The sequence below is a fragment of the Falsiroseomonas oleicola genome (assembly GCF_019029495.1).
GTDB classification, from domain to species: domain Bacteria; phylum Pseudomonadota; class Alphaproteobacteria; order Acetobacterales; family Acetobacteraceae; genus Falsiroseomonas; species Falsiroseomonas oleicola.
Window position 1 is genome coordinate 467,000 of record NZ_JAERQM010000002.1, and the last position, 13,740, is coordinate 480,739.

Below are 13,740 nucleotides of genomic sequence, written 5' to 3' on the forward strand. Positions count from 1 at the left end.
CCCTCAGGTCGCCAGCTCGAATCCCTGGCCCTGCTGCGCCAGGCGGTCCGCCGTGCCGACGCTCTCGGCGAAATTGTCGCGCCGGGCGATGTTGCTGGCGGCCAGGGAGCGCACATCGCCGCCCTCCGCCACGGCCGGCCGCGCGGCCAGGCTGCGCGCTTCCGGGAAGGCGCTGGCCGGGGCATAGCCGCGCAGGCCGGAGGCGGTTTCGACCTGGGCATAGCCATTGCGCGCCGGGCGCAGCGTCACTCTTTCGCGGGCGGAGACGGCCGCGACTTCCGGCGCGCCGGCATCGGGGCGCAGCCGCAGCTTCACCTCGCCGCGCGCGGCGGCCGGGATGGTGCGGGACGGCGCCTGCGCCATCTGCTTCGCTTCCGGCGCCACCGTGTCGATCGCCGTGTCGAATTCGGCGCCGCGCCGGGTGATCTGGGTGTTGATGGTCTGGGCCAGTTGCACGTCGCGCTGGGTGCGGGCGCGCAGATTGTCCATCGCCGCCTGGGCCTGCGGCCGGGCCAGACGACCGTTGGCGGCGTCGGCGCGAATTTGCTGGGCGCTGCGGAAGCGGCAATCCATCAGCTGGTCGAAGGCGATCTGGGTGCGGTCGAGCTGGGCGTTCTCCGCCGCCAGGTCGGTGGCGATCGCCTGGTTCAGCGAGGCCTGGTCGGCGGCCTGCTGCTGCCGGGCGGAGAGGTAGCCGAGCGTGCCACCCGTCAGGCCGCCCGCCACCGCGCCGATGCCCGCGCCGGCGGCGATGCCGCTGCCGCGCTGGCCGGTCGCCGCCGCCAGCAACCCGCCGAGCACCGCGCCGCCGACCGCGCCCATGGCGGCACCGCGCAGAATGTCCTCGCCGAAGAAATTGCCGGTGCTGTCCAGCGCCACGAGCTGGGTGCGGCAGGCATCGCCGTCATCGGCGCCGATCCGCCCCTCCCGCGTCGTCACGCAGGCGCTGAGCAGCGCGGCGGCGGTCAGCAGCGACAGGCCGCGGCGCCAGGGGGAACCGATGGAGGGCGGCGGTGTGTGGCGATATGCGATGGCGCGCGGCATGAGCGGGAACCCATTCGGGATTGTGGGACCGAGCCTATCAGCCCATCGCGCATGGGGCGATGACCGCCCCGTTCCCCGCATTGCGCGTGCGACGCAACACTGTTGCGGGGTGTTGCGCCGGGTGGCGCGCTCGCTTCCTATGGCGGCCAAGCCTGTCTATCTTGCAGGTCGCGCGGCGCGTCCCAGGTCGCCCGCAATGCGGTTCGACCCGTGCGTATCCACCGGGCGGTGAGGGAGGTCTTGAACGGGATGGAGCCTCCGCGACTACTCGGCATCAAGTCGCATCTTCCCGACCGCGCCCTGCTGGCCGTGCGACTCGCCGTGACCGAGGAGCTGGGCCAGCCCTATACGATCGAGGCCGATGTGCTCGGCGACGATCCCAACCTGCTGCCGAAGGACATGCTGGCCAAGGAGGTCTGCCTGACCGTGACGCAGCGCGGACCCTCGCCGCTGACGCGTCACTTCCACGGCGTCATCGCCGAATTCCGGCGCCTCGGCCCCGGGGCGGGTGGCCGCATGGCCTATCGGCTGATCGCGGTGCCGGGCCTCTGGCGGCTCGGCCTGCGCCGCAACTGCCGCATCTTCCAGGACAAGTCCGTGCAGGACGTCGTCACCCAGGTGCTGGAGGATCACGGCCTGCCCGCGCCGAAGTGGAGCATGCTGCCCGACTTCGAGCCGATGCCCTACTGCACCCAGTTCAACGAGACCGACCTGCACTTCGTCTCCCGCCTGCTGGAGGAGCACGGCCTCAGCTACTACTTCACCCACACGGCCTCCGGCCATGAGATGGGCGTGGCGCATACGGCGCAGGGCTTTCCGCAGTTCCCGGGCGGCGAGGTGGTGGCCGAACACGCCTCCACCGCGCTCGATGAGCTGAGCGGCTGGCACCGCGTCAACCGCATGCGCAGCCTCGGCGTCGTGCTCGACGACATGGACGACGAGCGCAGCAAGCCGTCTGAAGTGCTGCACCAGGCGCGGCCAACCCGGAACTTCCTGGAGGAGCCGCCGATGTGGGACGGCGCCGAGGTCTTCCACTGGCCCGGCGGCAACAGCACGCGGCCCGGCACCGACACGGCCGAGGTGGCGATGGGCGCGATGGAGGCGGCCTCCGAGGCCTATGCCGCCCTGGCGCGCGACCCGCGGCATTGCGCCGGGCTTCGCCTGACCGTCGGCGTCCGGCGGGAGGATGGCTCGCTGCTGACCCGCCAGTACCTGGAGACGGGGGTGCGGCACGAGGCGCAGGACATGTCCGGCATCACGGCCGGCGCCGGCGGGACCGAGAACTACTCATCCTCCGTCATGCTGGTCCTCGCCTCCCGCGTCTGGATGCCGCAGCCGCGCCATCCGCGCCCGATGATGCCGGGGATGCATTCGGCCAAGGTCACCGGGCCGAAGGGCGAGAAGATCCATCTCGACGAATTCGGCCGGGTGAAGCTGCGCTTCCGCTGGGACCGCTGGGCGGAGGATGACGATACCTCCTCCATCTGGGTGCGCGTCATGCAGACCGCGGCCGGCGCCTGGGGCGGCACCTGGTTCCCGCCGCGGGTGGGGGATGAGGTGCTGGTCGCCTTCCTCGATGGCGATCCCGACCGGCCGATCGTCGTCGGCTCCGTCTATGGCAAGGATGCGCCGCCGCCCTTCAAGCCCGGCACGAACAAGGCGCAGAGCGGCATCCTGACGCGCAGCTACAAATCCGACAGCGCGGCGGATGCCAACATGCTGCGCTTCGAGGACAAGAAGGGCAGCGAGGACATCACGCTGCATGCGCAGAAGAACCTGACGGTCGAGGTCGAGAACGACGAGAAGCGCACGATCGGCCACAACCAGACGGAGGTGGTGCAGAACGCCCGCACCGTGACGGTGAAGGATGCGGACGACACGCTGACACTGGAAAAGGGCAGCCGCAGCGAAACCATCAAGATGGGCAATGATTCACTGGCCATCGAGATGGGCAACCGTGACACCGTGCTGAAAATGGGAAACGACAGCACGCAACTGCAACTCGGCAATCTCTCGATCAAGTGTGACCTCGGCGCTATCACGCTGGAGGCGATGCAGTCGATCACGCTGAAGGTCGGGCAGTCCTCCCTCGTCGTGGACCAGGCCGGCATCACGCTGAAGGGCCTGCTGATCAGCAGCGAGGCGCAGCTCATGCACAAGACCAAGGGGCTGATGGTGCAGGAGAAGGCGGATACCCTGCTCCAGACCGAAGGTCTGCTGGTGATGATCAACTGATGACCGGCAACTTTCCCAAGCTGGCGACCCCGCTGGCCCCCCTGCTGCCGCGGCTGGAGCTGGACCCGCCGGCCGCCAATGCCATCGCCGGCGTCGCGACGGCGGCGGAGGGCATCGCCCGGCTGGAAGCGGCGGGCCTGCGCAACGAGGCCGCGCGGCTGGCCGCCCATGCCCTGCCGAAGCGGGAGGCGGTGTGGTGGGGCTGCATGTGCGCCCGCGCCGTCCCCGACCCCGCTCTGCTGACCGTGGATGCCGAGGCATTGCTGGCCGCCGAGGCCTGGGTGCGCAAGCCGGGCGATGACGGGCTGCGCCGCGCGGCGATGGAGGCCGCGCAACGCACCGGCTTCCGCACGCCGGAGGCCTGGGCCGCCGTCGGCGCCTTCTGGTCCAGCGGCAGCATGGCCCCGCTCGGCCAGCCGGAGGTGCCGCCGCCCGATCACCTGACCGGCGTCGCCATCAGCGGCGGCGTGGTGCTGGCGGCGGTGCGGCTGAGGCCGGAGCGGGCGCAGGACCGGCTCGTGCGCTTCCTGGTCTCGGCCCGGGACATCGCGGCTGGCGGTGCCGGGCGCATCGAGAAGGAGCAGGATTAGCATGGCGGGACCCCCGGCCTCCCGCATCACCGACATGCATGTCTGCCCGATGGTGACGCCGGGCCTGCCGCCGATTCCCCATGTCGGCGGGCCGGTGCTGACCGGCTCCCCCAATGTGCTGACCGGCAAGCTGCCGCAGGCGCGCATCAGCGACATGTGCATGTGCGTCGGCCCGCCCGATGTCATCGTGAAGGGCAGCATGACGGTGCTGGTGAACAAGCTGCCGGCGGCGCGCATCGGCGACATGTGCGGCCATGGCGGCGTGCTGGTCATGGGCTATCCAACCGTCCTGATCGGCGGCTGAGGAGGCACGGCATGGCGGAAATCACCCTTTCGGTCCTGCGCTGCCCCGATGCCGTGGCGCCCGGCCAGCGCCGCGCGGCGGGTGGGGAGATCAGCCTGGGCCGTGGCGCGGATTGCGACTGGCCCTTGCAGGACCCGGACCGCGTGCTGTCCAAGCGCCATTGCGTGCTGGAATTCTATGGCGGTGGCTGGCAGGTGCGGGACCTCTCCACCAACGGCACCTTCGTGAACCATGCAGAGGCGCCGCTCGGCCGCGACCAGGTGCGGCCGCTGCTGGATGGCGACCGGCTGCGGCTCGGCGCCTATGAGATCGAGGTGCGGATCGCCGAGGCCGCCGCGCCTGGCGCGAGCCGCGGCTGGGGCGCGGCCAGCGACCCAGCCGCGGATGCCCCGCCGAGCCAGGGGTTTGGCGCGGCCAGCCTGCCTGGCTTTGGCGCCAGCCCGCCCCCGACGTTCGGCGCATCCTCCGGTGTCGGCCTCGGTGGCGGCATGGGCGGCGGCATGCTGCCGGATGATTTCGATCCCTTCGGCCAGGATCCCGCGCCGATGCCGGATCACGCGCCCTCCACCGCCGAGGCCTTCATGGTCCCGCCGAGCCTGCCGGTGGGCAAGTCGCAGATCCCGGATGACTGGGACCTGGACCTGACCCCGCGCCCGGCCGTGCCCCCGGCCGCGCCCCCTCTGGCACCGACGCCGCCCGCCGCCGCCTATCCACCGCCGACGCCCGATCCCTTCGGCGTCCCGGCGCCCAGCTTTCCGCCGCCGGCCGCGTCCTACCCCCTGCCCACGACGCCGCTTTCGCCGCCACGCGATCCCTTCCTGGAAGCCGGCGACCCCGTGCCAACGCCGCAGGCCGCGCCGATCCCCGCCACGCCACCGCCGGTCGCACCCGCGCCGATGGCAGCTGCTGGTGGCCTGGCCGCATTGCTGGCCGGCGCCGGCCTGCCGCCGCAGCCCGCGGCGCAGGACCCCGATGCCGCGCTGCGCGCCGCCGGCGCCGTGCTGCGCGCCGCCATTACCGGCATCCGCGCCCTGCTGATCGCGCGGGCCGATGTGAAGCGCGAATTCCGCATCGAGCAGACCATGCTGCGCGCCGCCAACAACAACCCGCTGAAATTCGCCGCCACCGAGGACCAGGCCCTGGCCACGCTGCTCGACCCGCGCACCCCGGCTTTGGCCGCGGTGCGGGAGACGGTGGAGGATCTGACGGCGCATCAGGTGGCGACGCTGGCCGCCACCCAGGCCGCCGCGCGCGCTTTGCTGGAACGGCTCTCGCCCGCCTCGATCGAGGCGGAGGACCCCGGCGGCGGCCTTTTGCCCGGGGCGCGGGAGAAGCGTCTCTGGGAAGCCTATAGGCGGCGGCACGCGCTGCTGGCAGAACAATTCGAGGATGACTTCGACAGCGCCTTCGGCAAGGCTTTCGCCCGTGCCTATGAACAGGCCATGCGCGGCCACTGAACCGGCTTGAGGGATGACGCATAGCGATGGTCTGGCACGACAAGGTCGTGTGGCAGGAGGGCATGTTCCTCCGCGCCCAGCACTTCCAGCAGCAGGACCGGCACTTCGAGCATCTGCTCCAGTCCCGGGCCGCGCCGCTGCGCCCGCATCCCTGGGGCGTCACCGAACTCGGCCTGGACCGGGACCTGCTGGCGGCCGGGCGCTTCGCCCTGTCCGGCGCGGCCGGGGTGATGGAGGATGGCACCCCCTTCGCCATCCCCGGCACCGCCGACGCGCCGCTGCCGCTCGACCTGCCGGAGGGCACGCGCAACGCCGTGGTCTATCTGGCCCTGCCGCTGCGCCGCGCCGGCACCCAGGAAGTCGCCAGCCCGGAGGCCGGACCGGAAGCGACCCATGCCCGCCACACGCTGCGCGCCTTCGAGGCCTTCGACACCCATAGCGACAGCACCATGGCCGCCGAACTGGCCATCGGAAAGCTGCGCATGCGCTACATGCTCGAAAGCGAGGAACGCGCCGGCTATGCCTGCCTCGGCCTCGCCCGGGTGGTGGAGGTGCAGGCGGATCGCCGCGTGGTGCTGGATGAGCGCTTCATCCCGCCCTGCCTGCGCGTCTCCGCCGCCGCCGTGCTGAACAACCTGGTCTCCGAGCTTGTCGGCATGCTGGGCCAGCGCGGGGAGGCATTGGCGGCGCGGCTCGGCCAGCCCGGCGCCCAGGGCGTGGCGCAGGTGGCGGATTTTCTTCTGCTGCAGACCATCAACCGCTGGCAGCCGCTGATCGCCCATTGGGCGGATGCGGGCAATCTGCATCCCGAGACGCTGTTTTCGGCGCTGGTGCAACTGGCCGGGGAACTGGCGACCTTCACCGCGCCGGACAAGCGCGCCACCGCCTATCCCGCCTATCGCCATGACGACCTGCAGCGCAGCTTCGCGCCCGTCGTCGCCGATCTGCGCCGGTCGCTGTCGCAGGTGCTGGAGACGAACGCGGTTTCCATCCCCTTGCAGGACCGCAAGTTCGGCGTCCGCGTCGGCGCCATCGTCGACCGCAACCTGCTGCGCGCCAGCCAGTTCGTCCTCACCGTCGCGGCGGATGTGCCCGGCGAACAGCTTCGCCGGATTTTCCCGAACCAGGTGAAGATCGGCGCCGTCGAACATATCCGCGAGCTGGTGAACGTCGCGCTGCCGGGCATCGCCATCCGGCCGCTGCCCGTCGCGCCGCGCCAGATCCCCTTCAATGCCGGCGCCACCTATTTCGAGCTCGATAGGGGCAGCCCACACTGGCAGCAGATGCAGACCTCCGGCGGCTTCGCCATCCATGTCTCCGGCGAGTTCCCGAATCTGCGCATGGAGCTCTGGGCGATCCGCGCATGAGCGACAATCCCTTCTCCGAACCGGACGACAATGACCGCACGGTGGTGCGGGGTGCCGGCGGCGCCATGCCACCGCCACCGCCCCGCGCCGCCACCGCCCAGCCCGCTGCGCCGGCCCAGGCCGCGCCCCGCATGGCGGGGGAGGCGGAGGCCCTGCCCAAGGTCGGCCTCTCGCCCATCGCCGCCGCCGCCGCGCCCCTGCTCGACCTGCTGGCGCGGCTCGGCGCCGGGCCGCAGGCGGCGCAGGTCGCCAACCCGGAGGAGCTGCGCGAACGCGCCATGCGGGCGCTGCGCGCCTTCGAGGCCGAGTGCCGCGCCATGGAGGTCTCGCCCGACCAGCTTCGCGCCGCGCATTATGCGCTCTGTGCCGCGCTGGACGATGTGGCGCTGGCCACCCCCTGGGGCCAGGCCAGCGGCTGGGCCACGCGTTCCCTCGTCTCCTCCTTCCACCAGGAGGTGCGCAGCGGCGATCGTTTCTTCGACCTGCTGGCGGGCATGCAGAAGGACCCGGGCCGGTACCTGCCGGCGCTGGAGATCTGCTACCTCTGCCTCGCCCTCGGCTTCCAGGGCCGCTACCGCCTGGCCCCGCGCGGCCATGCCGAGCTGGACCGGATCCGGGAGGGTCTGTACCAGCTTCTGGTCCAGCTCCGCGGCAATTGGGAGCGGGAGCTGTCGCCGCATTGGCGCGGCGTGGACGCGCCGCATCGCGGGCCGGGCCGCTCCGTGCCGGCCTGGGTGGCCGGTGCCGTCGCCGTGGCGCTGCTGGCCTTCGGCTGGATCTTTGTGTCCGACACGGTGAATGCGGCCGGCGACGGCTTGCAGCAGCGGCTCGCCAGCCTGCCGCCGGGCGGGCTGCCCGCCATCGACCGCAGCGCGCCCCCCGTGCCGCCCGCCCCGCCACCGCCGCCGCCGCCCAGCGCGCGGCCCGACCTGGTTGATCGGGTGCGGACCTTCCTGGCGCCGGAAATCCGCCAGAACCTGGTGGTGGTGGATGGCGATGCGCAGCGCCTGACCATTCGCATCAAGGGCCGCGGCATGTTCGGCTCCGGCAGCGCGGCCGTCGAATCCAACTTCCTGCCGCTGCTGAACCGCATCGCGGAGGCGCTGGCCGAGGAACGCGGGCGCGTCATTCTCTATGGCCATTCGGACAGCCAGCCGATCCGCTCCGTGCGCTTCCCCTCCAACCACCACCTGTCGCTGGCCCGCGCCGAGGCCGCGATGCGGGTGATCGCGGCGGCCAGCGCAGATTCCAGCCGCTTCACCGCCGTCGGCCGCGCCGATACCGAACCGCTGGCGAGCAACGCCACGGCGGAGGGGCGCGAGGAAAACCGCCGCATCGAGTTGGTGCTGTCGCGTGGGGAGCGCCGTTGAGATGAAGGCCTTCCTCACCATCCCCGCCTTGGGCGGGCTGTTCGGCGCGCTGATCCTGGCGCCGGTCATCTGGCTCTTCGCCCCGGCCCTGCTGGGCGTGGAGGCGATCTGGCTGCTGGCCCTGCTCGCCGCCCTGCCGGTGCTGATCTGGCTGGTGGTGATGCTCGTCGTGGTCCAGCGGCGCCGCAAGCGGGAGGCCGGGCTGATCGCCGGCGTGACGGAGGCCGATAGCCGCGCTGCCAAGGACAAGGCCAGCGCCGAGGCCGCGAGCGCCGAGGAACAGGCCGTCTCCGCCCGGCTGGCGGAAGCGCTGGGCGCGTTGAAACAGGCCGGCGGCGGCAAGGGCGGCTATCTGTATGAGCGGCCCTGGTACGTCATCATCGGCCCGCCGGGCTCGGGCAAGACCACGGCCATCCAGAATTCGGGCCTGGATTTTCCCCTGTCGGCCGGGCGTGTGGCCGGCGTGGGCGGCACGCGCAACTGCGACTGGTGGATCGCCGAACAGGCGGTGCTGATCGACACCGCCGGCCGCTACACCACCCAGGATTCCGACGCCCAGGCCGACAAGGCCGGCTGGGAACGTTTTCTTGAATTGCTGAAGCGCCAGCGGCCGAAGCAGCCGTTGAACGGCGTGGTTGTCGCTTTTGGCGCGGATATGATCAGCCGGCTGGATGCGGCGCAGCGCGATGCCCATGCCCAGACCGTGCGCAACCGCATCCGGGAGCTGGAACAGCGGCTTGGCCAGCGCCTGCCGGTCTATTTCCTGGTCAGCAAGGCCGACCTGATCGTCGGTTTTTCCGAGTTCTTCGACGACCTGGACAAGGCGGCGCGGAGCCAGGTCTGGGGCGTGACCTTCCCGGAACAGGCCGGCCCCGAGGGCCATGCCGCGAGGCTGCCCGAGGAATTCGCGGCACTCACAAAACGCCTGCAGGACCGGCTGCTGGAACGCCTCCAGGCGGAGCGCGGGCCGGAACAGCGTGCCCGCATCGGCGGCTTCCCGGCGCAATTCGCCTCGCTGGAGGCGCCGCTGGTCGCCTTCGCCCGCGCCGCCTTCGGCGGTTCCAAGCTCGATCCCGCACCCTTCCTGCGCGGCGTCTACTTCACCTCCGGCACCCAGGAAGGCACGCCGATCGACCGGCTGACCGGGGCGCTGTCCCGCGCCTTCGGGCTCGATCCGCGCCGCCCGGCCTCCGTCATGGGCCAGAAGGGCCGCAGCTATTTCCTCGGCCGGCTGCTGAAGGATGTGGTGTTCGGCGAGGCGCGGCTGGCCGCGCGCGACCGGGGCCAGGCCCAGCGGGGCCGTCTGGTGCAGATCGGCGCCTGGGCCGCCGCGGTGCTGCTGCTGATCGGCGGCGGCGCCTGGGGCTATGCCGCCATCTCCGCCGAACAGGTCCGCCGCACAAAGCTGGAAGCCGCCGTCGCCCGCGCCGAACAGGCGGCCCAGAACCTGCCGCTGGACCGCATCACGGCGGATGATGCCCTGGCCCGCGTGATCCCCTATCTCGACGCGGTGCGGGATCTGCCGCCGGCCGCCCGCGCCGATGGCGTCGGCCTCGGGCTGAGCCAGGAGCCGAAGCTGGTGGAGGCCGGTGGCCTCGCCTACGAACACGCGCTGGACCGCGTTCTGCTGCCCCGCCTTCTGGCACGGCTGGAAAGCCAGATCCGCGCCGGCATCATGCGGCCCGAATTTCTGTACGAGGCGACGCGCATCTACCTGATGCTCGGCCGCGCCGGGCCGATGGACCGCGCCCTGGTGCAGGAATGGATGTCGCTGGACTGGCAGCAGGCCTTTCCGGGTGCCGTGGGCACGCCGACCCGCGAGGCTTTGGGCCGCCACCTCGAAGCCCTGCTCGCCACCGATTTCAGCCGCTACCCGCTGGATGGCGCGCTGGTCGATCAGGCGCGGCGCATCTTCTCCCGCCTGCCGATGGCGGAGCGCATCTACAGCCGGCTGCGCACCGCCGCCAACGCCGTCCCGCCCTGGAAGCCGGGCGATGCCATGGGCGTCGCCGGCCAGCGCTGGTTCGCCACCGCCTCCGGCCGCCCCATCGCGGAACTTGCCGTGCCGGGGCTGTTCACCGTGGACGGGCTGCACAAGGCGCTGCTGCCGCAATTGCCGCGCGCCATCCTGGAAGCTGCCTCGGAAAGCTGGGTGCTGGGGCCGGAGGCAGCGACCGCTTTGGCCGGCGATCCGCGCCAGCTCGAAGCCTCCGTCCTGCGCCTCTATGCGGAGGACTACGCCCGCGCCTGGCAGGCCGTTCTGGCCGATATCGTGCTGCCGCCCTTCCGCAACCTGCCCCAGGCGGCGGAGGCGCTGAACCTGCTCGGCGCGCCCAATTCGCCGATGCGGGACGTGCTGCGCGGCGCCGCCCGCCAGCTTTCGCCCGGCACGCCGCCGGAAGCGCCGCCCGGTGCCGCAGCCGCCACCGATGCGGCGGCGCAGGCCGCGGCCGCGGCGACCAGCAGCCGCCTCGCCGCCGCCGTGGGCGCCGCCTTGCAGCCTTCCTCCGCCGCCCCTGTCGCCACCGTGGTGGAGGAACGCTTCAAGCCGCTGCGGGAGGTCGCCGGCCAGCCGCTGGATGGCATCCTGGCCACGGTGAACGAGCTGTACGTGCAGGTGGCGCGCGTGGTGTCCTCCCCGCCCGGCACCGTCATCCCGCCCAGCCCCGGCCTCGATCCCGGCCAACGCCTGGCCGCCGAGGCCCAGCGCGCGCCGGAGCCACTGTCCCGCTGGCTCCAGACCCTCTCGCTCTCCACCGCCACCGCCCGCAGCGGCGGCGCGCGGGCGGCGATCGCGGCGGCGGGCGGCGCGGCGCTGGCGCCCTTCTGCCGGGGCCTGGAAACCCGCTTCCCCTTCCGCCAGACGATCTCGGCGCCGGACACGCCCTATGACGATTTCGTCCGGCTGTTCGGCCCGGGCGGCGTCTTCGACCAGTTCTTCGCCCAGCACCTGCGCAACTTCGTCGACACCACCCAGCGCCCCTGGCGCCCGGTGGCGGCGGAAGGCCTGACGCCGCCCATCACCCCCGCCGACCTGATGCAGTTCCAGCGCGCGGCCGCCATTCGCGACGCCTTCTGGCCCGCCGGGCTGGCCGGCGCCGCGCTCGGCCTGCGCTTCGACCTGGTGCCGCTCGGCGTCGATCCCGGCGCCACCGGGGCGGTGCTGGAGGTGGAGGGCAACCGCGTGGTCCTGGCCGGGGAGGGCGCGACCACCCGGCCGATCCCGATGCAATGGCCGTCCCGCGCCGGCATCACCCTGACCTTCGACCCGCCCAGCTCCGCCGGGCCGCTGGCCACCGATGGCGCCTGGGCCTCCATGCGCCTGATCGCCCGCGGCCGCCTGACCACCACCCGCGCCGCCGACCGCCTGCGCCTGGCCCTGACCCAGGGCGAGCGCCGGGCGGAGTTCGAGCTGCGCGCCTCCTCCATCGTGCATCCCTTCGCGCTGCGGGAATTGCAGGATTTCCGCTGCCCCACTTTGGCGCCCTGAAACCCCCCGAGGACCACCAAGATGCGCGCCCGTTTGTCCGCCCTGCCTTCCTGCGGAGGCTGAGATGTCCACCGGCCTCCTCGGCAAGCTGCCGGCGCATGGCGACTTCCTGCGCCGGGCACTGCCCGAGGATTTCTGCCTGCCCTGGGATACATGGCTCCAGGAGGGGCTGACCGAGGCGCGGGAGGCGCTGGGCGAGGACGGCTTCGCCGAGGCCTGGGAGGCCGGTCCCGCCTGGCGCTTCCTGCTGCCGGCCGGCGCCTGCGGCATCGACCGCATCGCCGGGGTGATCCTGCCCAGCGAGGACATGGTCGGCCGCCGCTTCCCCCTGACCCTCGCCGCCACCCTGCCCGCCGAGGCCCCGGCCCCGGCGGAGGACTGGTATGCCGCGCTGGAGGCCGCGGGCCGCGCCGCCCGCGGCCTCGGCCAGGACGCCGACACCCTGCTCGCCGCCCTGGCGGAACCCTGGACGGATGACACCGCGCCGGAGGAGGGCTGGTGGGTGACGCCCGACGCGCATTGGCCGCTGCCCGAACTGCCGCCGCCCTTGCTGTTCCGCGTGCTGGTGGAGGGCGGCGCATGAGCGGATCCCTGACCAGCCAGGCCGCCACGCACCCCGGCACGGTGCGCCCCCGCAACGAGGACGCCTTCGTCGATCGTCCGGACATCGGGTTATGGGCGGTGGCGGATGGCGCCGGCGGGCATGGCGCGGGCGATGTCGCCTCCGCCGCCGCCACCGCCGCGCTTCAGGACCTGCCGCCGGGCTTTTCCGCCGCCGAGATGCTCGCCCAGGTGCGGCTGCGCATCAACGCCGTCCACGCCGATCTGCAGCGCCAGGCGGCCGAGGCCGGGCCGGGGCGGATCATCGCCACCACCATCGTCGTGCTGCTGGCCCGCGGCGGACACTTCGCCTGCCTCTGGGCCGGCGACAGCCGCATCTACCTGCTGCGCCAGGGCAGCTTCACCCGCCTGACCCGCGACCACAGCCTGGTGCAGGATCTGGTGGATCAGGGGCTGGTCGCGGAAGCGGAGGCCGAATCCCACCCCCAGGCCAATGTCATCACCCGCGCCGTGGGCGCCGAAGGCGAGCTGACGCTGGACAAGACCAGCGCCCGCCTCGCCGCGGGCGACGTCTTTCTCCTGTGCTCCGACGGGCTGTTCAAGGCGGTGCCGGAAGCCGAGATCGGCGCCATGCTCGCCGCGGGCCACGGCCCGGACGCCATTCTGGAAGTCGCGCTGGCCAATGGGGCGCGCGACAACGTCACCGCCGTGGTCGTGCGCGCGGGGTAGTCCCGGCACATCGTCAACCGCCCTTGATCCGGTCGCGCAGCGCCCGCGCAAGATCGCGCGACGTGTGGAATATCGCCAGGATCGTCACGGCCTTGGGGCTGGCGTCGTAGACGATCAGATAGGGCAACCTGGGGATGCTCAGTTCCCGTGTCCCCGGATGGCGACCGGGACGGCCCAGCGCCGGAAATCCGGGCAATCTTTCCACTGCGCGGACAATGCCCCGGTACACCGTCTCCGCGGCGACAGGATTGTCCTGTGCAATATGGTCGACAATCGCTTCGAGATCGCGGGCCGCCGGTTCAGCGATAACCAGAAGCGTCAACGGGTCCAGCCATGTTTCGTGGCGATCCCGGCAAAAACATCTTCGGCCGGGACGACCTTGCCGCCACGGGCGGCGGCGAGACCTTCCTCGATGCGCTCCATCTGCCAGGCATTGGCTTCGAGATACTGCTCAATCGCCTGGTTCACGATGTCGTCGCGGGAGCGGTCCATCGCCACCGCCAGGGCGTCAATCTCGGCCACCTTCGTCGTGCGAATGGTGATCGGCTCGGACGCGGCGCGCTGCGGCATGACGTGATCCCTGGTCATCGCAG

The 13,740-nt window shown here is 72.0% G+C and carries 12 protein-coding genes; 9 read left to right on the plus strand and 3 right to left on the minus strand.

The genetic code is table 11. The features are described 5' to 3' along the window. Positions 1-3: 3 nt before the first annotated feature. Entirely contained in the window at positions 4-1,044 is a 1,041-nt protein-coding gene (locus JJQ90_RS08980) for a hypothetical protein (RefSeq protein ID WP_216874504.1), read from the minus strand. A gap of 249 nt (positions 1,045-1,293) precedes the next feature. Here JJQ90_RS08980 and JJQ90_RS08985 point away from each other — a divergent pair, with 249 nt between their 5' ends. The 9 genes from JJQ90_RS08985 (at position 1,294) to JJQ90_RS09025 (ending at position 13,147) form a co-directional block, all read left to right on the plus strand. Further along, positions 1,294-3,279, plus strand: coding sequence for a type VI secretion system Vgr family protein (locus JJQ90_RS08985; protein WP_216874506.1), 1,986 nt, complete (start codon positions 1,294-1,296; stop codon positions 3,277-3,279). Further along, a complete protein-coding gene (locus JJQ90_RS08990; RefSeq protein ID WP_216874508.1) occupies positions 3,279-3,869 on the plus strand; it encodes a DUF6931 family protein in 591 nt (196 codons plus the stop codon). The genes JJQ90_RS08985 and JJQ90_RS08990 overlap by 1 nt, the downstream gene beginning before the upstream one ends. A 1-nt stretch (position 3,870) precedes the next feature. After that, positions 3,871-4,173, plus strand: a complete 303-nt coding sequence (locus JJQ90_RS08995) for a PAAR domain-containing protein (RefSeq protein WP_216874510.1) — start codon at positions 3,871-3,873, stop codon at positions 4,171-4,173. A gap of 11 nt (positions 4,174-4,184) precedes the next feature. After that, positions 4,185-5,630 carry a type VI secretion system-associated FHA domain protein TagH gene (gene tagH / locus JJQ90_RS09000; protein ID WP_216874512.1) on the plus strand — a complete coding sequence of 482 codons (1,446 nt, stop codon included), beginning with the start codon at positions 4,185-4,187 and terminating at the stop codon, positions 5,628-5,630. Between the two features lie 26 nt (positions 5,631-5,656). Then, the gene (gene tssK, locus JJQ90_RS09005; RefSeq protein WP_216874514.1) at positions 5,657-6,997 is read left to right on the plus strand and encodes a type VI secretion system baseplate subunit TssK; all 1,341 of its coding nucleotides are present in this window, start codon (positions 5,657-5,659) and stop codon (positions 6,995-6,997) included. Next, positions 6,994-8,367, plus strand: coding sequence for a type VI secretion system protein TssL, long form (tssL, locus tag JJQ90_RS09010; RefSeq protein ID WP_216874516.1), 1,374 nt, complete (start codon positions 6,994-6,996; stop codon positions 8,365-8,367). The genes tssK and tssL overlap by 4 nt, the downstream gene beginning before the upstream one ends. A gap of 1 nt (position 8,368) precedes the next feature. Beyond that, on the plus strand, positions 8,369-11,857 hold the full coding sequence (gene tssM, locus JJQ90_RS09015; protein WP_216874518.1) for a type VI secretion system membrane subunit TssM: 3,489 nt from the start codon (positions 8,369-8,371) through the stop codon (positions 11,855-11,857). 64 nt (positions 11,858-11,921) lie between these two features. Further along, positions 11,922-12,440, plus strand: coding sequence for a type VI secretion system-associated protein TagF (tagF, locus tag JJQ90_RS09020; protein ID WP_216874520.1), 519 nt, complete (start codon positions 11,922-11,924; stop codon positions 12,438-12,440). Then, positions 12,437-13,147 (plus strand): PP2C family protein-serine/threonine phosphatase, encoded by a 711-nt coding sequence (locus JJQ90_RS09025; RefSeq protein ID WP_216874522.1) that lies wholly within the window; start codon positions 12,437-12,439, stop codon positions 13,145-13,147. Before tagF ends, JJQ90_RS09025 begins: the two co-directional genes overlap by 4 nt. Positions 13,148-13,160: 13 nt before the next feature. On the opposite strand, the gene JJQ90_RS09030 is transcribed toward JJQ90_RS09025, so the two are convergent. Next, complete coding sequence (locus tag JJQ90_RS09030) at positions 13,161-13,469, minus strand: type II toxin-antitoxin system RelE/ParE family toxin (protein ID WP_230410502.1); 309 nt, start codon at positions 13,467-13,469, stop codon at positions 13,161-13,163. Further along, a complete protein-coding gene (locus tag JJQ90_RS09035; RefSeq protein WP_216874524.1) occupies positions 13,466-13,735 on the minus strand; it encodes a CopG family ribbon-helix-helix protein in 270 nt (89 codons plus the stop codon). Before JJQ90_RS09035 ends, JJQ90_RS09030 begins: the two co-directional genes overlap by 4 nt. Positions 13,736-13,740: the final 5 nt, after the last annotated feature.

What these genes read in the sequence shown, in the direction of transcription:
- JJQ90_RS08980 (WP_216874504.1), bottom strand. Translation starts at nt 1,044, where the DNA reads ATGCCGCGCGCCATCGCATATCGCCACACACCGCCGCCCTCCATCGGT.
- JJQ90_RS08985 (WP_216874506.1), top strand. Translation starts at nt 1,294, where the DNA reads ATGGAGCCTCCGCGACTACTCGGCATCAAGTCGCATCTTCCCGACCGC.
- JJQ90_RS08990 (WP_216874508.1), top strand. Translation starts at nt 3,279, where the DNA reads ATGACCGGCAACTTTCCCAAGCTGGCGACCCCGCTGGCCCCCCTGCTG.
- JJQ90_RS08995 (WP_216874510.1), top strand. Translation starts at nt 3,871, where the DNA reads ATGGCGGGACCCCCGGCCTCCCGCATCACCGACATGCATGTCTGCCCG.
- tagH (WP_216874512.1), top strand. Translation starts at nt 4,185, where the DNA reads ATGGCGGAAATCACCCTTTCGGTCCTGCGCTGCCCCGATGCCGTGGCG.
- tssK (WP_216874514.1), top strand. Translation starts at nt 5,657, where the DNA reads ATGGTCTGGCACGACAAGGTCGTGTGGCAGGAGGGCATGTTCCTCCGC.
- tssL (WP_216874516.1), top strand. Translation starts at nt 6,994, where the DNA reads ATGAGCGACAATCCCTTCTCCGAACCGGACGACAATGACCGCACGGTG.
- tssM (WP_216874518.1), top strand. Translation starts at nt 8,369, where the DNA reads ATGAAGGCCTTCCTCACCATCCCCGCCTTGGGCGGGCTGTTCGGCGCG.
- tagF (WP_216874520.1), top strand. Translation starts at nt 11,922, where the DNA reads ATGTCCACCGGCCTCCTCGGCAAGCTGCCGGCGCATGGCGACTTCCTG.
- JJQ90_RS09025 (WP_216874522.1), top strand. Translation starts at nt 12,437, where the DNA reads ATGAGCGGATCCCTGACCAGCCAGGCCGCCACGCACCCCGGCACGGTG.
- JJQ90_RS09035 (WP_216874524.1), bottom strand. Translation starts at nt 13,735, where the DNA reads ATGACCAGGGATCACGTCATGCCGCAGCGCGCCGCGTCCGAGCCGATC.